Origin of the sequence: Solibacillus sp. FSL R5-0449 (genome assembly GCF_037975215.1) — a bacterium.
Taxonomy (GTDB): Bacteria; Bacillota; Bacilli; order Bacillales_A; family Planococcaceae; genus Solibacillus.
The window spans coordinates 3,106,503-3,123,612 of the sequence record NZ_CP150239.1 but is presented as its reverse complement, the minus strand read 5'-3'; the positions used below and the strand labels follow the sequence as shown (position 1 = coordinate 3,123,612).

General features: G+C 38.9%; 15 protein-coding genes. 7 read left to right on the top strand and 8 right to left on the bottom strand.

What is annotated here, in order from left to right; all coding sequences use genetic code 11:
- Nucleotides 1-94 precede the first annotated feature (94 nt).
- Nucleotides 95-1,639, top strand: a complete 1,545-nt coding sequence (gene pruA / locus MKY27_RS15690) for an L-glutamate gamma-semialdehyde dehydrogenase (RefSeq protein WP_339173815.1) — start codon at nucleotides 95-97, stop codon at nucleotides 1,637-1,639.
- A gap of 87 nt (nucleotides 1,640-1,726) precedes the next feature.
- Here pruA and MKY27_RS15685 read toward each other — a convergent pair whose 3' ends face one another.
- The 5 genes from MKY27_RS15685 to MKY27_RS15665 form a co-directional block, all read right to left on the bottom strand.
- Entirely contained in the window at nucleotides 1,727-2,635 is a 909-nt protein-coding gene (locus MKY27_RS15685; protein WP_339173813.1) for an ATP-binding cassette domain-containing protein, read from the bottom strand.
- 2 nt (nucleotides 2,636-2,637) lie between these two features.
- Entirely contained in the window at nucleotides 2,638-3,684 is a 1,047-nt protein-coding gene (locus MKY27_RS15680) for an ABC transporter ATP-binding protein (RefSeq protein ID WP_339196206.1), read from the bottom strand.
- Between the two features lie 14 nt (nucleotides 3,685-3,698).
- A complete protein-coding gene (locus MKY27_RS15675) occupies nucleotides 3,699-4,631 on the bottom strand; it encodes an ABC transporter permease (RefSeq protein ID WP_339173811.1) in 933 nt (310 codons plus the stop codon).
- Entirely contained in the window at nucleotides 4,631-5,560 is a 930-nt protein-coding gene (locus MKY27_RS15670) for an ABC transporter permease (protein ID WP_008405519.1), read from the bottom strand. Before MKY27_RS15670 ends, MKY27_RS15675 begins: the two co-directional genes overlap by 1 nt.
- Nucleotides 5,561-5,709: 149 nt before the next feature.
- On the bottom strand, nucleotides 5,710-7,329 hold the full coding sequence (locus MKY27_RS15665; RefSeq protein WP_339196204.1) for a peptide ABC transporter substrate-binding protein: 1,620 nt from the start codon (nucleotides 7,327-7,329) through the stop codon (nucleotides 5,710-5,712).
- A gap of 355 nt (nucleotides 7,330-7,684) precedes the next feature.
- Between MKY27_RS15665 and MKY27_RS15660 the strand changes: the two genes are divergently transcribed.
- Nucleotides 7,685-8,242 carry a thioredoxin family protein gene (locus tag MKY27_RS15660; protein WP_339196202.1) on the top strand — a complete coding sequence of 186 codons (558 nt, stop codon included), beginning with the start codon at nucleotides 7,685-7,687 and terminating at the stop codon, nucleotides 8,240-8,242.
- Nucleotides 8,243-8,417: 175 nt separating this feature from the next.
- Nucleotides 8,418-9,344, top strand: a complete 927-nt coding sequence (locus MKY27_RS15655; protein ID WP_339173807.1) for a diacylglycerol kinase — start codon at nucleotides 8,418-8,420, stop codon at nucleotides 9,342-9,344.
- Between the two features lie 109 nt (nucleotides 9,345-9,453).
- On the opposite strand, the gene MKY27_RS15650 is transcribed toward MKY27_RS15655, so the two are convergent.
- Both MKY27_RS15650 and MKY27_RS15645 read right to left on the bottom strand, forming a co-directional pair.
- Nucleotides 9,454-9,690 (bottom strand): hypothetical protein, encoded by a 237-nt coding sequence (locus MKY27_RS15650; RefSeq protein ID WP_339196200.1) that lies wholly within the window; start codon nucleotides 9,688-9,690, stop codon nucleotides 9,454-9,456.
- Between the two features lie 74 nt (nucleotides 9,691-9,764).
- A complete protein-coding gene (locus tag MKY27_RS15645; RefSeq protein WP_339196198.1) occupies nucleotides 9,765-11,450 on the bottom strand; it encodes a HAMP domain-containing methyl-accepting chemotaxis protein in 1,686 nt (561 codons plus the stop codon).
- 185 nt (nucleotides 11,451-11,635) lie between these two features.
- On the opposite strand from MKY27_RS15645, the gene rlmD reads away from it, so the two are divergent.
- Entirely contained in the window at nucleotides 11,636-13,000 is a 1,365-nt protein-coding gene (gene rlmD / locus MKY27_RS15640) for a 23S rRNA (uracil(1939)-C(5))-methyltransferase RlmD (RefSeq protein ID WP_339196196.1), read from the top strand.
- Nucleotides 13,001-13,145: 145 nt separating this feature from the next.
- Here the strand turns inward: rlmD and MKY27_RS15635 are convergent, their stop codons facing one another.
- Complete coding sequence (locus MKY27_RS15635) at nucleotides 13,146-13,748, bottom strand: TetR/AcrR family transcriptional regulator (protein WP_339196194.1); 603 nt, start codon at nucleotides 13,746-13,748, stop codon at nucleotides 13,146-13,148.
- Nucleotides 13,749-13,887: 139 nt separating this feature from the next.
- On the opposite strand from MKY27_RS15635, the gene MKY27_RS15630 reads away from it, so the two are divergent.
- From MKY27_RS15630 to MKY27_RS15620, 3 genes are all read left to right on the top strand, one after another.
- The gene (locus tag MKY27_RS15630) at nucleotides 13,888-14,658 is read left to right on the top strand and encodes an SDR family NAD(P)-dependent oxidoreductase (RefSeq protein ID WP_339196192.1); all 771 of its coding nucleotides are present in this window, start codon (nucleotides 13,888-13,890) and stop codon (nucleotides 14,656-14,658) included.
- A 60-nt stretch (nucleotides 14,659-14,718) separates the two neighbouring features.
- Entirely contained in the window at nucleotides 14,719-15,501 is a 783-nt protein-coding gene (locus tag MKY27_RS15625) for a glucose 1-dehydrogenase (protein ID WP_339196190.1), read from the top strand.
- A gap of 692 nt (nucleotides 15,502-16,193) precedes the next feature.
- The gene (locus MKY27_RS15620; protein ID WP_339196188.1) at nucleotides 16,194-17,096 is read left to right on the top strand and encodes a glycine betaine ABC transporter substrate-binding protein; all 903 of its coding nucleotides are present in this window, start codon (nucleotides 16,194-16,196) and stop codon (nucleotides 17,094-17,096) included.
- The last annotated feature ends 14 nt before the right edge of the window (nucleotides 17,097-17,110 follow it).

Here is a 17,110-nt window from a genome sequence, read left to right as displayed (position 1 = left end):
AATTGCTTTAAGCATTATTATATTGCATAATTCAAATTAAGTAACATAATATGATGCAAAAATATATTGCACTTAATATCGGAGGTAATGATAAATGATTAACTATAAACATGAACCATTTACAGATTTCTCGGTAGAAGAAAACAAGCAAGCTTATTTGGAAGCGCTTAAAAAAGTAGAATCACAGCTTGGTGCCGACTATCCTCTAATTATCGGTGGCGAACGTATTACGACAGAAGAAAAAATTGTATCATATAACCCGGCAAAGAAAACAGAAGTGATCGGCTCTGTTTCAAAAGCTTCAAAAGACTTGGCTGAAAAAGCGATGCAAGAAGCGGATAAAGCATTCAAGTCATGGAAAAAAGTTAAACCTGAAATCCGTGCAGACGTTTTGTTCAAGGCAGCGACAATTATCCGCCGCCGCAAGCATGAATTTTCTGCCTGGTTAACGAAAGAAGCAGGTAAGCCATGGAATGAAGCGGATGCAGATACTGCAGAAGCAATCGACTTTTTAGAATATTATGGCCGTCAAATGCTTGAAATGAAAGATGGTCGTAAAGTAGAAAGCCGTCCGAATGAATACAACCGTTATGATTATATCCCTCTAGGAATCGGGATTGTTATTTCACCTTGGAACTTCCCGTTTGCTATTATGGCAGGTACAACAGTAGCGGCTGTAGTTACTGGTAACACAGTACTATTAAAACCAGCATCAACAACACCGGTTGTCGCGTATAAATTTATTGAAGTGCTTGAAGAAGCAGGTTTACCGAAAGGTGTAGTAAACTTCGTACCTGGTAGCGGAGCGGAAGTAGGGGACTACCTAGTAGACCACCCGAAAACACGTTTCATCAGCTTTACAGGTTCTCGTGATGTCGGCTTACGTATTAACGAACGCGCATCAAAATTAAGCCCAGGTCAAATCTGGATTAAACGTGTTATCGCTGAAATGGGCGGTAAAGATACTATCGTTGTTGATAAAGATGCAGATTTAGAGTTAGCTGCACAGTCCATTGTTAAATCAGCTTTCGGTTTTTCTGGACAAAAATGTTCAGCATGTTCACGTGTCGTAATCGTAAAAGATGTATATGATCAAGTTGTAAAACGTGTGGAAGAGTTAACGAACTCATTAACAATCGGTGACCCTTCAGACAACAACAACTTTATGGCTACAGTAATCGATTCGGCTGCATTCAAAAAAATCAGCGAATATATTGAAATCGGTAAAACAGAAGGCCGTTTAGTTGCTGGCGGTACTGCAGATGATTCAGTTGGTTACTTCGTACATCCGACAGTATTTGCCGATGTGGATCCGGAAGCACGTATTATGAAAGAAGAAATCTTCGGTCCAGTAGTAGCGATTACAAAAGCAGATTCATTCGAAGAAGCGATTGATATTGCAAACAATACGGAATACGGTTTAACAGGTGCAGTAATTACAAACGACCGTATGAACTTAGAGTATGCTCGTGAAGAGTTCCATGTTGGAAACCTTTATTTCAACCGTGGCTGTACAGGTGCAATCGTTGGTTACCAACCATTTGGTGGCTTCAACATGTCAGGTACTGACTCTAAAGCAGGCGGACCGGATTATTTAACATTGCATATGCAAGCAAAAACAACATCAGAAGCATTTTAATTATTAAGTTATAGTCATTGGAAATTTCCTTATTATATAGAAAGAACTCCTTCACATTGCCTCGTGAAGGAGTTTTTTATTGTTCTTTTATTTAGCCCAGTCTTTTACTTGTGATTCTGTACCAAATACGAAATGGCCAGGGCGGGCTTCGATAACTTTAGCTGCTGGATCATGTTCAACATGTTTGTACGGGATACGTGTACGATTGCGTTCGTAAGCCGGATCTGGCTGAGGAACTGCTGATAATAGAGACTTCGTATAAGGGTGGATTGGATTGTTGTAAATCTCATCCGCGCTTCCAAGTTCTAATATTTTTCCGCGATACATAACCGCAATTCGGTCTGATATATATTTTACCATCGATAAATCATGGGCGATGAATAAATAAGTTAATCCGCGTTCTTTTTGAAGCTGCTTCAATAAGTTTACTACCTGTGCTTGGATAGAAACATCAAGCGCAGAAATCGGTTCGTCTGCAATGATGAAGCTTGGGTCTAAACTAAGTGCACGGGCAATGCCGATACGTTGACGCTGACCACCAGAAAACTCGTGGGCATAACGGTTGGCATGCTCGCGTGTCAGTCCGACTGCTTCCAGCAATTCACCGATACGGGCTTGGCGTTCTTTTTTATTCTTATAAAGACCATGGATTTCAAAGCCTTCTGCAATTAATTCACCGGCCGTCATACGAGGGTTTAAACTCGCATAAGGGTCTTGGAAAATCATTTGCATTTCACGGTTGAATTGCATCAATTCTTTACGTGATTTCATTTCTGAGATGTTTTTGCCTTTGAAGGTGATTTGGCCTTCTGTAATATCGTAAAGGCGGATAATCGAGCGTCCAGTCGTTGATTTACCACAGCCTGACTCTCCAACTAAGCCTAATGTTTCGCCTTCATACACATCAAAGGAGATGCCATCGATCGCTTTGATCGGCTGTTTGGCAGTGCCAAAATATTGTTTTAAGCCTTTTACTTCTAATATTTTATTTGCCATAATTACATGCCCTCCTGTTGATAGCCTTTAATACGGCGTGCTACCGCATCAGGTACAGGCATTTTTGGTGCATCAGGATGCAGTAGCCAAGTTTTCGCGTAATGTGAATCCGATACTTTAAACATTGGAGGTTCCACTTCAAAATCGATTTTCATTGCAAACTCATTACGAGGTGCAAATGCATCACCTTTAGGCGGATCGATCAAGTTTGGCGGTGAACCCGGAATCGCCATCAACAGCTCATCCGTAGAGTTGTTCAAGTCCGGCATAGAGCCAAGCAGCCCCCAAGTATACGGGTGCTGAGGGTTGTAGAAAATATCTTCGACAGTACCGTACTCAACGATTTGACCGGCGTACATTACCGCAACTCGGTCTGCAACATTTGCTACAACACCTAAGTCATGTGTAATGAAAATAATCGACGTATTTGATTTCTTTTGAAGTTCTTTCATCAGCTCTAAAATTTGAGCCTGAATCGTTACATCAAGTGCTGTTGTTGGCTCATCGGCAATTAACAGCTTCGGATCTGCTGCAAGTGCGATAGCGATAACAACACGTTGACGCATCCCGCCAGACAGTTCGTGAGGATAAGACTTATAACGTTTTTCAGGGAAAGGGATACCTACTTGATCAAGCAGCTCAACCGCACGTTTTTTTGCTTCGTCCTTACTCGTAACTTTTTTATGCTTCAGAAGCACTTCGGTAATTTGCGTACCGATACGCATTGTTGGATTTAATGCAGTCATTGGATCCTGGAAAATCATTGAAATATCATTTCCTCGAACTTGCATCATTTCTTTTTCAGATAAAGGAATAATATTGCGGCCATTGAAGTTGATTTCACCACCGGCATAAATACCAGGTGGCTGTGGAATTAACTTCATCAGTGCATTACTCGTTACGGATTTTCCGGAACCGGATTCACCAACGATCGCTAATGTTTCGCCTTCGTATAATTCAAAGCTTACTCCGCGTACGGCTTGTACGACACCAGCGTACGTTTTGAAATTAATACGTAAGTCGTTTACTTCTAATACTTTTTTCTTCATTGCGTACACTCTCCTTATTTACGTAATTTCGGATCAAGTGCGTCACGTAAGCCGTCTCCAACTGCGTTAAATGCGAAAATTGTAATCGAGATTAAAGCTGCAGGGAACAATAATCGCCATGGTGCAGATTGAAGTGCTTTGAAACCTTCAGAGGCCATCGTACCCCAGCTGGCTAAAGGAGCCTGAACCCCTAAACCTAAGTAGCTTAAGAAACTCTCTGTGAAAATTGCACTTGGAATAGTCATTGTCATTGTTACTAAAATAGCACCCATTGCATTTGGGATTAAGTGACGTTTAATGATGTGCCATTGATTTGCGCCTAATGTACGAGCAGCAAGTACGTACTCCTGATTTTTAATTTTCAGTACTTCACTTCGTACAATTCGCGCCATGTTTACCCAACCGGTAATGGAAAGGGCGATAATCATAGGAACTAAACCAGGCTCCATAATTACCAATAAAATAATTACTACTAATAAATAAGGGATTGCCGTTAATACGTCTGCGATACGCATCATAATGTTATCGACACGGCCGCCTGCCAAACCTGCAATACTTCCCCATAAAACCCCGATAATCAAATCAATGACAGCGGCAGTAATACCGATGAATAATGAAATTCGGGCACCTTCCCATGCACGGACGAAAATATCACGCGCAAGGTCATCCGTTCCGAACCAATGTGTTGCAGAAGGAGCGGTATTGTATAATCCGACATTCTGTTCATATGTATAAGAAGAGAATATCGGCGCAAAAATTGCAAAACCTGCAATGATAATAAGAAGGGCTAATCCAACTACAGCTAACTTGTTATGAGAGAAACGATAAAATACTTCCTTCCAATAAGATACTTGCTTTTTAGAAAGGGCATCTGTATTTTCTGAACGACCGACAACATCGAACATGTCAGCTGATACTTTTGGTATTTGCTGTTCGTTTTGAGCCATTATTTTTTCGCTCCTTTCAATTTAATACGTGGATCGATGACACTGTATAAAATGTCTACGATTAATACAGCCAGCAATAAAATTAATGAATAGAACACAGTCGTACCCATAATTACCGTATAGTCACGGTTTGTAATACTTGTTACGAAATGGCGGCCAAGTCCCGGTACCGCAAAAATCTGTTCAATAACGAACGAACCAGTAATAACACCGGCAAATAGTGGACCTAAATACGTTACAACCGGTAATAATGCATTACGTAAAGAGTGCTTGAAAACAATTGTCCATTTTCCTAAACCTTTTGCACGAGCAAGCTTTACATACTCACTATTGTTTTGCTCCAACATACTAGAACGTGTAAGTTTAGCAATAAATCCGGCATGGGTAACAGCAATCGCCAATGAAGGTAAAATTGTATAGGCGAATCCTTTCCAGCCACTAACCGGGAACCAGCCGGCTTCAAATGCCAGGTAATACTGTAACAGTCCGGCCAAAATGAATGAAGGAACCGAAATCCCCAAAATTGCGAAAATTGTTGCGGCATAATCTCCAAAGCGATTATGATACAGTGCAGAAACAACGCCTAGTAAAACACCAAGGCCAATTGCCAATACCATCGCCTGAAGACCTAAAGCAAGGGATACAGGGAAGCTCTCTGCGATAATGTCATTTGTGGAACGGCCTTTATATTTCATCGACTCCCCAAAATCAAATGTCATCGTGTCTACTAAATAGTCTTTATATTGGATATACCAAGGATTATCCAATCCGTATTTCGCGTTTAACTGTTCTTCGATTGCAGGTGGCAATTCACGTTCGCTCGTAAACGGGCTACCGGGAGCAAGCTGCATTAAGAAAAACGTCGCTGTAATAATTAAGTACATTGCAAGTACGATATAAAGTAATCGTTTAATAATGAAGTTAAGCAATGTCCGTACCTCCTTTTTATACTATTTTGAAAATTTGATAAAACTATGAAAGGGAGTGCCCGAAATATCATTTCGAGGCACTCCCTATTTACGATGATTTTTTGAAAATGATTTCGACCATCGCAGGAGTAAATACTAAATAGTAAAAATTACTTCACTTTAACATATTTAAGGTTAACGTTACCTAAAGCATCTGGAACCATGTTTTCTACTTCGTCAGATACAACGTTTAAGTTCGTGTTGTAGTAAATTGGCGCTACTGGCATTTCTTCCATAATTACTGCTTCAGCAGCGAGTAATTTTTCCGTACGTTTTGCCGGATCTGTTTCAGTGATTGACTCATTTAATAATGCAGTGTACTCTTCGTTTGACCAGCCAGTTTGGTTATTGCCGTTATCGGCAGAGTTATACATTTCAAGGAATGTATACGCATCATTGTAGTCAGCGCCCCAACCAAGACGACCAATTTGGTAATCGCCATTTCCAATTTTATCTAAGTAAACTTGCCATTCCGAGTTATCAAGTTTAACAGTAATACCTAAATTCGATGACCAGCCTTGTTGAATGAATTGTGCGATAGCAGAGTGTGCTTCAGAAGTGTTGTATGAAACTTTTACTTCTAAGTCCGCAGCGCTAGCTAAGCCTAATTCTTTCAAACCAGCTTCTAAATATTTTTTCGCTTCATCGAAATTAGCATCTTTGAAGTAACCTTCGTCATCGCCGAAGCCCTCAACAGAGTTTGGCACGATACCTAATGCAGGTTCTTGTTCACCTTTTACTACATTACTAATTAAGCTTTCACGGTCGATCGCCAATGCTAATGCTTTACGAATGTTTTCGTTTTGCATTACTGGATCTTCTGTATTGAACTTGTACCAGTAAATAGATGACATATCAGAAACGTTTAATTTGTCTTCTGATTTTAAGCGGTCGATTGCATCAAGAGAAATTGTCCCATAAGGAGCTCCTAGGAAATCGACTTCTCCAGCATCGAACATTGTCATTTGAGTTGTTTCAGACTCAACCATTGCAATGTTTACCGTATCGATATCTACATTTTTTGTATCCCAGTAAGTATCGCTTTTCTCTAATACGATATCGCCTGAATGGTTCCAAGTAGTTAAATTGAATGCACCGTTCGATACATATGTATCTGCTTCTGTATACCATTTTGGATCCGCTTCAGCTGTTGCTTTATGAATTGGGTAGAACGTTTTGAATGCTGTCAATTCCAAGAAATATGGAGTTGGAGCGTTTAATGTTACTTCTAATGTTTTTTCATCGATTACGTTAATCGCCACATCTTCAGCAGTGCCTTTACCAGTATTGTAAGCCTCTGCTCCTTTAATAGGGTAAAGGATTGAAGAATATTCAGACGCATTTTCCGGGTTTAATGCCCATTTCCAAGCGTAAGCGAAATCTTCAGCTGTTACTTTTTCACCGTTTGACCATTGTGCGTCACGTAAAGTGAAAGTATAAGTTAAAAGATCATCAGATACTTTATAGTCTTCGGCAGCAGCTAAAACTGGCTCGCCATCCACCATTGTTGTTAAACCTTCAAAAGTGTTTTCTAAAATCGCACCAGAAGTTGTATCTGAAGCCAATTGTGGATGTAATGAAGGCGGCTCCGAAGTGATTAGTAAATCTAATTCTTTTTCACCATCTCCAGATGATGTAGATTTTGATTCTTCTCCACCACCACAAGCTGCAAGTAATGCAGATAATGAAAGTGCTGTAGCAGTCAATGCGACCTTTTTATTGCGTTTCATAAATAAACCCTCCTAGAAAATCATGTAAATTAAATTTTCTGATAATTTTTTGATGCGTTATTTTAATATATCAGAATATTTATAAGAAATATATACTACATTAAAAATATTTTATAGATACTAATAAATAAAATAATTAAGAAAATTTTTAATTATTTTACTATAAGGTATTATTATTTGAAAAAAACTTTAATTGATTTTTATATTCTCGAAAATATTAAATATTTGCTGTTTCGTACAACTGGTTTTGAAAATTTAGAATTGTATTATTGTGTAACAATTTTGACACATAAAACTTTCTTTTTTTCTTTAAAACGTGCAAAATAGAATAGAGAATTTGAAAGGTGGTATATATATGAAAACAGAACAACAATACTTCGAAGAGAGCACATCAATGAAGGAATATATGGATGCAATGTCCCAACTGAAAGAACAAAGCTTTGCAATTTATGAGCGCTTTGAACTTCCGGAAAATGCAGCTTTCATTGAAAAATTGAAAAATGCAAATGTCCATATTTTAGCGATTACGGAAGACTGGTGCGGGGATGCGATGATTAACAACCCGATCATCCGTAAAGTAGCGGAAGCGGCAGATGTGGAAATTCGTACAGCATTACGCGATGCGGATACAGATTTAATCGATCGTTATTTAACAAACGGCGGACGAGCTATTCCAATGTATTTAATTTTAAATGAAGCCGGGGAAGTAATTACTACATGGGGACCACGTGCACCACAACTACAGCAGCTAGTTACAGATTTACGTGCGACTTTACCGGACAAAGAGGATCCTTCATTTGAAGAAGCTCAAAAAGCGGTATATGAAAATATGCGCGGACAATATGTAAACGATTCAAAGCTGTGGAGCTACGTATATGAAGACTTTAAAAATAAAGTAAACGCAGCGATATAATTTTACTTATTCTGTTACTTTTACGAGTTCTTACTATATAATATAGTAGGAACTTTTTTCTATTTTAAACGTATTATTGAAGAGAATATCCCAGGTGCAATTGTTGCTTTTCTAAATCAGACAGCAGTATACTTTTGACAGAATGAAAAATATAATTAATCAGGATGAGATCAAAATGAAAAGAGCGAGAATTATATATAACCCGACTTCGGGTCGTGAGGCATTTAAGAGGCATCTTCCAGAAGTACTGGAGAAGCTGGAAATAGCCGGATACGAAACTTCGTGCCATGCAACGACTTGTGAAGGTGATGCGACAAAAGCGGCAATCGAGGCTGTTCGTCGTGAATTTGATGTCGTAATTGCAGTAGGTGGAGATGGTACGTTAAATGAGGTAGTAGCAGGTATTAGTCAATGTGAAAAACGTCCGAAGCTTGGTTTGATTCCAATGGGCACGACAAATGACTTTGCACGGGCTGTTCGGATTCCCCGAAATGTCGAGGAAGCACTGAACATTATTGTTGCAGGGGATACGATACCTGTAGATGTCGGCATTTTAAATGAAAACCGCTACTTTATCAACATTGCTGCAGGCGGGCGAATCACTGAGCTGACATATGAAGTTCCAAGCAGAATGAAAACGGTACTTGGACAGATGGCGTATTACTTGAAGGCGATTGAAATGATTCCTTCCATTAAAGCGACACATATGAAAATTCAAATGGATGATGAAGAGTTTGACGGGAAAGCGATGATGTTCTTATGTGGTTTAACTAACTCAGTAGGCGGCTTTGAAAAAATTGCACCGGATGCATCGATCAATGACGGACTGTTTACCGTTATGATTTTAAAGGAATGCAATATTGCGGATTTCATTCGTATTGCTTCACTTGCATTACGTGGTGAGCATTTATCCGACGAGCGTGTTATTTACCGAAAAGCAAGCCGTGTTGTCGTATCATCCGATCAGGAAGTTCATTTAAACCTGGACGGGGAGTACGGCGGCGATGCACCAGCTATTTTCCAAAATTTAAAACGACATATTGAAGTATTCGTGCCAATCAATCGAATTCGTGAAATTGAAACGGATGAAGAAGTAATTTAACTAAGGCTTGCAAGGGTAGTGGAATGCCCTTGTGAGTTTTTTGTTTTATGGGGGAGCGGGAGCGGGTGAGCTTGCGGCGGAGTTTGTTCTAATATATCGCTTAAATGTTCTAATAAAATAAATTAAGTTCTAATATATCTGCTGGATCTTCTAATATCGGGCCGAGATGTTCAAATAAACCGGCCAAATGTTCTAATATCCTTTCACCATCTTCTAATAAAGCTCCCCATTGTTCTAATATCCGCCCACCCCTATAAAAAGAGCAAACTAAACACTCTGCAGAAAGCCTATTTTCTAATTTCCCGCTCAACTTTTCTAATAAACGAAAATTTCTTCTAATATCCAACGAGAAACTTCTAAAAAACCCTCACTTCAACAATTAGAAACCGTTAAAGTGAAGGTGATTAAAAGCAATTCATTTTATAATGTAAATTTCTCCATACTTTGTTGGAGCTGTTTTGCCTGATCGGCTAAACGTTTAGACAGCTCTTCCATTTCAACAACAATTTCAGTTTGAAGTTGAGTCGCATTGGCTACTTGCTCAACATCGGTCATCGTTTTTTCAGTACCTTGCGAAATTTCGATGACAGAAGCGGCAACTTCTTCAGAGCTTGCTGAAATTTGCTGTGATGTAGCAGAAATATGTTCTACACGCTCCGTTATACTGTAAATATTGTCGGTAATCGTATGGAATGATTGACCGGCACGATCGATGACAACAACGCCATCCGTTGCACACTTGAGACTGTTTTCCACCGCTTCGCCAACATTTTGGGAATTGTGCTGAATCGTTTCGGTTAAATGCACAATTTCGTTTGCCGATTTTTTCGACTGCTCTGCAAGTTTGCGAACTTCATCTGCGACTACAGCAAAGCCTTTCCCGTGTTCACCAGCTCTAGCCGCTTCAATGGCAGCATTCAAGGCGAGCAGATTTGTCTGATCTGCGATATCGGTAATAGCTTTCGTTATTGTACTGATCTGCCCCGACTGTTCGATTAACACATTTGATAGGTTGGATATTGATTGAGTCGATGTATGCACTGTTTCCATTTGCTGCATCGCTTCATCAATAATTTTCACACCATCATTGGCAAACTGCGTTAATGTGACAGCACCGCTATGCAGGTCCTGTGTTGCACGTGCGATCGAGTTAATTCCCTGAGCTGTTTCATCTACAGCAAGTGCACTTTCATTTGCTCCAATGGTCATCGTTGAGGCTGTTTGTGCAGTATGCTCGATCAGTTCTTTAATATGAGCCGTTTCCGAAGAAATCGACCCACTGTTTCTCATAAGTGCATCCGCCGAATTGCTAAGCTGATTCGCATTTTGCTGAATACTTAACAACAACTCCTCAAAGTTACGCTGCAATGAAATAAAAGCATTCGACAGCAACCCGAATTCATCTTTTGTGTGAACCGGTTTATGTTCAACTTTAATATTTCCGTCTGCGATTTGTTCCAGATCATTTGTAATGGATTGAAGACGCTGTGTAATACCGTATTTCGTATAGACCATATAAAATCCGATGACGATAAGCGTAATAATAATGAAAACAATAGACAAAATCGTAGAAAGTGAGATCATGTCTTTCGTATTGTTTACGACTTTATCAAGCTCTTTGTTTTCGACCTGTTCTACTTTCTCCGCAAGTTCACTAGTGAATACACTCGTATATGTATAATCGCCATTTACCATAGACAAAGCGGACGAAATATCACGTGCCTGTACAGAGGAGATCACCTTATCCATTTGCCCGGCAATTATTTCCGACTGATCTTTTAAGTTTGTAATAATCGGTTTAGCTTCTGCTAAAATATTTTCTTCTTGTACTTCCTCAATTAATTGAACGAGGCTTGTTGTATGGTTGTTTAGTAAATCCAGGTTATTTTGAGAAGGGTCTACTGCATAGGCACGTGCATAAATCCCCTGCGACAATATGTGCTGCTGGATATCATTAATACGCGTAACCTGCGCCATTTGTACATCAACGGCTTTAGAAACTTCATCACCAATACGGAAAAACTGAACGGTTGCAAATCCGATTGAAAGTAGAAGAATTATTCCGATTAAAATGAAGCCTATATTAAGTTTTTTGCGAACTGACATGGTTTTCTTCTCCTTAAAATAGAATTATTAGAGCTATAAATTGAATTATATAGGTAAAACTTACTGAATACTAGAAAAAAAGGAGTAATTGGAATTAGTAAAGATATGTGAAGGAAAGTATAATAAGTGCAAAATATATGGAGCATGGTACAATAAAGTGATTGAAATGAGAGGAAGAAATGAACATGTCTGCACCAATTAAAAAAAATGATCGTCAAACAGTTTATATAGAAGATTTAACACATGATGGCAATGGCGTCGCAAAAATTGATGGCTATCCATTATTTATACAAGGGGCACTTCCTGGAGAAACTGCCGAAATTCATGTCATGAAAACATTAAAGAATTATGGCTTTGCTAAAGTAGTGAATATACTGGAAAAGTCGCCTGATCGTGTAGAAGCGCCATGTGTCTATTTCTCGCAATGTGGAGGATGCCAGTTACAGCATCTTTCATATGAGGGGCAATTGAAATGGAAGCAAAATATGGTTTCAAACGTGATGAAGCGTCTTGGTAAAATCGATGCACCTGTCCATCCGGTAAAAGGGATGGAAGAACCTTGGCATTACCGCAACAAATCACAAATACCTTTCGCACAAAACGAAGCAGGGCAGATGGTGGCAGGCTTCTATAAAACGAAGTCACACTCAATCGTTGATATGGAACGTTGTTTAATTCAAACAGGGGAAGCCGATGTTGTCATGGCAGACTTGAAACGTGAATTAGAAATTTTAGGTGTGCGTCCATATGATGAAAAATCCCATCAAGGCATGCTGCGTCACGTTGTCGTTCGTAAAGGGCGTGCGACAGGCGAAGTAATGGTCGTACTTGTTACAAAGTCCAAGAAGTTCCCGCAGGCGAGCGCGGCAATCGAAAAAATCCGTGCGCTTATCCCTAATGTCACATCGATTGTGCAAAATATAAATGGTGAGAAAACAAATGTTATATTCGGCAATGATACATTCACGCTTTGGGGCAAGGATACAATTGAAGATACAATCGGCAATGTCCGCTTTGAAATTTCGGCACGCTCGTTTTATCAAGTCAACCCTGTTCAAACAGAAGTTCTCTATAAACAGGCACTTGATTATGCACAACTTACAGGCAATGAACGCGTAATCGACGCATACTGCGGTATCGGATCCATTTCACTGTTTTTAGCCCAGAAGGCTGGTCATGTAATGGGTGTTGAAATTGTCGAGCAGGCAATCGAAGACGCGAAACGCAATGCAGCGCTAAACGGTTTTACAAACACCTATTTCGAAGCAGGCCCGGCAGAAGAAGTCATTCCACGCTGGTACAAAGAAGGTAAAGAAGCAGATGTATTAGTAGTCGATCCACCGCGTAAAGGCTGTGATGAAGCGTTACTGAATACAATTATCGAGCAAAAACCGAAGCGTGTCGTGTATGTATCATGCAACCCTGCAACCCTTGCACGCGATCTCCGCATTTTAGAAGATGGCGGATATAAAACAAAAGAAGTGCAGCCAGTTGATATGTTCCCGCACACGACACACTGTGAAGCGGTGGCGTGGCTAGAATTGTCCTAATGGGTGTTATTTAAAATCTGAAAAGCAGACGGTTTAAAATGCGGGAAAGCGCTTTTAAACCGTCTGCTTTTACTTTTAACTCATTAATAAAGTAGCGATACTTATGCAAGGCTGTTAATGGGAAAATGTTTATAGAAAGAAGTACCTAGAGCTTATCACTTTCTACATCATTTACGATAAACCCCTTTGCCATCGTTCTTAAAATACTGATAAGACGTTGTGTTATTTCACCAGGTGTTGCATCGAAGTCTTTTGCGATCCAGTCTGTTATTAAACCTGCCGTTCCGTAGGCCATATAGCGCTTTTGCGAATAATCATCTACTGAAGGTATGCCGTACAGTATATCAAATTTCGATGTCAGCAAACTAAATATTGCTTCCGGGAGTTGCTGATGCATATATGGAAGCGTGTCTTCTAAAAGTAGTAAAGTAAAGTAATTCCGGTGATCATAAATATAATAAAGCAGATCAAAGGAATTTGTCGTCATGGATTTTACATCTACACGACTTTTACTTCCATACTTAGACATACTGTAATGCTGTATGTCTTCAAATTTTTCTGCCATCAATTCTTCAACTAGGTCGTATATGTTTTTATAATATAAATAAAAAGTAGTTCGATTATATTGGGCATATCCAACGATGTCTGTCACCGTAACTGAGCTAAAACCTTTTTTATGTACCATTTCGATAAAAGCATTTTTTAAGAAGCTTTTTGTTCTTAACGCTTGGGCGGAATTGGATTTCATAATACTCTTCTCCTACTTATCAACAGATTGAATATAAGTGTTGCTTTCCTCGACATTATAGCAAATATTACGGATGGTATACAAAAATGTAGCTTAGTACACTATAGATGTTAGTAAAGTTAATTGAGGAGGTAATCATATGAAATTTGAAAATAAAGCAATTATTATTACTGGTGCAGCAGGCGGTATCGGAAGAGAAATCGCACGCAAACTTGCAGGCGAGGGCGCAAAGTTAACTTTAGTCGATCTAAATGAAGCAGCTGTGAAAGCGGTTGCAGAGGAGTTAGGGTTAGGTGAAGATCGCGTACTAACGTTAAAAGCGGATGTCTCTAAAGAAGCAGACGTAAAAAACTATGTGGATCAAACAGTAGAGAAATTCGGTCGCATTGATGGTTTTGTGAATAATGCGGGTGTTGAAGGTCCGGCAAAAGCTCTCGAAGACATCACAGAAGCAGATTTCGATTTCGTATATGGCATTAACGTAAAAGGTGCATTCTATGGCTTAAAATATGTACTACCAGTTATGAAAAAGCAAGAAACAGGTTCAATTGTAAATATGGCTTCAGTAGCCGGTCTAATCGGTTCTCCACAAATGATGCTTTATAATTCATCAAAACATGCATTAATGGGGATTAATAAAGTAGCTGCTTTAGAAGCTGCACCTTTTAATGTACGTGTAAACACAGTAAATCCAGGCGTAATTAATACGCAGATGATGCGTCAGATTGAGTCGAAGGTTGCTCCAGGTGCTGCAGATGCTGCTCAATCAGCATACGCAGAAGCAGTTCCAATGAAGCGCTATGGTGAAGCTCATGAGGTAGCAAATTTAACGGCATTCCTATTATCTGATGAAGCGTCTTATATCAACTCTTCATCATACACAATTGATGGTGCATTATATAACGTATAATCAGAAGCATTATTGAGGAATGAATATGTAAAATAACAAGCACTCTTGGAGGAGAAAAGTATGAAACGTTTTGAAGATAAAGTAGTAATCGTTACAGGTGCAGGTTCAGGTCTTGGACAATCGGCAACACTTCAATTGGCAGAAGAAGGAGCTAAGCTTGTATTGGTAGACCTTAATGAAGCAGGCTTAAAAGAAACTGAAGAAAAAGTTTTGGCAATTGCTCCTCAAGCGGAAACATTATTAATTACAGCTAACGTAGCAGATGAAAATACTGTAAAAAGTTTTGTCGATGCAACGGTTGAGAAGTTTGGAAAAATCGATGGATTCTTCAACAATGCAGGAATCGAAGGAAAGCAAAACTTAACAGAAGACTTCGAGATAGATGAATTCCAAAAGGTTGTTTCAATTAACTTAAATGGCGTATTTTATGGCATGAAATACGTATTAAAAGTGATGAAAGAGCAAGGCTATGGGTCAATTGTAAATACGGCTTCCGTTGGAGGAATTCGTGGTGTTGGCAATCAATCCGGTTATGCTGCATCGAAGCACGGCGTTGTCGGTTTAACACGCAACTCAGCAATCGAATATGGTCAATATGGCGTTTCTATTAAAGCAATTGCTCCAGGTGCAATCATGACACCAATGGTTGAGGGCTCACTTCGTCAAATGGGTGGCGAAAATTGGGAAGAAGTAGGGAAAGAATTTGTTAAACCAAACCCAATGCGCCGCTTCGGTAAACCAGAAGAAGTTGGCTACTTAGTGGCATTCCTGCTTTCAAACCATGCAGACTTCATCAATGGTGTTGTAGTACCGATTGATGGCGGTCAATCATATAAATATTAATTGTAAATTTTCAGGTATCAAATATTCAATAAAGGATGGAATTGAGTTTATTCAATTCCATCTTTTTTAGTAGGAAATGCAGTTGATTAGCGTGGTGACTATACATAGTGCACAAGGTATTGGAGAAACACTTTAATACATGCTTACGGATTTCATGTGAGTAAATGAATATATACGTTTTTGCTACAAGAAGTTTCAAAAATTATGACGCTGAAACAGAAACAATGACCTTATTAGCAGGGTTGGGCTCATGGTTGGTAATTCATTTGGAAATTTTCTTGTATATTCTATACTTAATAAAAGTATATCTTTTAAATTATTTGGTATGGATTCAAAATAATTACCAAACAGTTCTATAATCGAATTAATATACCATCTAAAAAAATCGTTTGCATTAAATATTGATGATGATAGAAATGGGTATGATAGACAATTTTTATTATTAGAAGTTTATTTATTTCTGATAATTGAATGGTCTATCAGAAGCGGCTGAAAGTGAAGCGGTGGCTTGGTTGGGGTTAGAATAAGGTGAAAAAGCAGACGGTTTAGAAGTATTGGTATCAAACTTCTAAACCGTCTGCTTTTACTTATTAATTTGTATGAAGGTAGCGGTATACCAAGATATTATGATATAGTTATAGATTAAGTTAGAAAAAGGAAAATTTAATAGGAGAGAGGGAATTTTTATTATTATGAAGCATTCTAAAAAACAAATTATTAATGGTCTTATTGTAGCAATGTTGGCGCTTTTACTTGTAGCTTGTGGAGATACCGATGATAAAAACGAGGGGACAGCAAATGATACAAGTGGAACAGGAGAAAAAACTAAGTTGTCAATTGGGTTAGACCCATATGATTATTCGACGGTACCAGCTTATTTATCACAAGTTATTTTGGAGCAAGAAGGTTTTGAAGTAGAGATTGAGGAAGCGGAAATCGGAATCTTATATGAAGCGCTTTCTAATCAGACGATAGATGCGTTTGTCGATGTTTGGAGTCCGAATTTACATAAAGATTATTTGGAGAAATATAGTGAATCATTTGAAATAGCGGGTACTTTATATTCAGATATGCCATTTGGAATGGCAGTGCCACAGTATTTAGAGGATATTAATACAATTCAAGATGTTGCAGATCATCCAGAGCTTTTTAATAATAAAGTTTATGCCATTGAGCCAGGAAGCGGTATGGCTATGACGACTGAAGAAATGATAAAAACATATGGCATGGACGACTTTAAAGTACAAAATAGTAGTGTTGCTGCAATGCTTGCCCAAGTAGATACCATGTTTGAAAAGGAAGAGGCCATTGTATTTAATGCTTGGCGCCCGCATCCTATGTTTGTTCGTTTTGACATTAAATTTTTAGAGGATCCACTTAATACATGGAAGAGCGATGATGTTCAAATTGCAGTCACGCCGAATCTTAAGGAAGAATCACCGACAGCCTATAAGTTATTTTCCAACATGGAGCTGACGTTGGATATGGTAGAAGAATGGATTATGCAATTGGATGAAGGGAAGCCGCTGAGAGAGTTAGCGGAAGTATGGGTGGAAGAAAATCAAGAAACAGTAGATAAGTGGCTAGAAAAATAAGTGCGATTATTAAT

Excerpts from the sequence above, each read along its gene's own strand:
- MKY27_RS15660 (WP_339196202.1), top strand. The coding sequence starts at position 7,685 with ATGAAAACAGAACAACAATACTTCGAAGAGAGCACATCAATGAAGGAA.
- MKY27_RS15645 (WP_339196198.1), bottom strand. The coding sequence starts at position 11,450 with ATGTCAGTTCGCAAAAAACTTAATATAGGCTTCATTTTAATCGGAATA.
- MKY27_RS15630 (WP_339196192.1), top strand. The coding sequence starts at position 13,888 with ATGAAATTTGAAAATAAAGCAATTATTATTACTGGTGCAGCAGGCGGT.
- MKY27_RS15680 (WP_339196206.1), bottom strand. The coding sequence starts at position 3,684 with ATGAAGAAAAAAGTATTAGAAGTAAACGACTTACGTATTAATTTCAAA.
- MKY27_RS15620 (WP_339196188.1), top strand. The coding sequence starts at position 16,194 with ATGAAGCATTCTAAAAAACAAATTATTAATGGTCTTATTGTAGCAATG.
- MKY27_RS15655 (WP_339173807.1), top strand. The coding sequence starts at position 8,418 with ATGAAAAGAGCGAGAATTATATATAACCCGACTTCGGGTCGTGAGGCA.
- MKY27_RS15635 (WP_339196194.1), bottom strand. The coding sequence starts at position 13,748 with ATGAAATCCAATTCCGCCCAAGCGTTAAGAACAAAAAGCTTCTTAAAA.
- rlmD (WP_339196196.1), top strand. The coding sequence starts at position 11,636 with ATGTCTGCACCAATTAAAAAAAATGATCGTCAAACAGTTTATATAGAA.
- MKY27_RS15675 (WP_339173811.1), bottom strand. The coding sequence starts at position 4,631 with ATGGCTCAAAACGAACAGCAAATACCAAAAGTATCAGCTGACATGTTC.
- pruA (WP_339173815.1), top strand. The coding sequence starts at position 95 with ATGATTAACTATAAACATGAACCATTTACAGATTTCTCGGTAGAAGAA.
- MKY27_RS15625 (WP_339196190.1), top strand. The coding sequence starts at position 14,719 with ATGAAACGTTTTGAAGATAAAGTAGTAATCGTTACAGGTGCAGGTTCA.
- MKY27_RS15665 (WP_339196204.1), bottom strand. The coding sequence starts at position 7,329 with ATGAAACGCAATAAAAAGGTCGCATTGACTGCTACAGCACTTTCATTA.
- MKY27_RS15685 (WP_339173813.1), bottom strand. The coding sequence starts at position 2,635 with ATGGCAAATAAAATATTAGAAGTAAAAGGCTTAAAACAATATTTTGGC.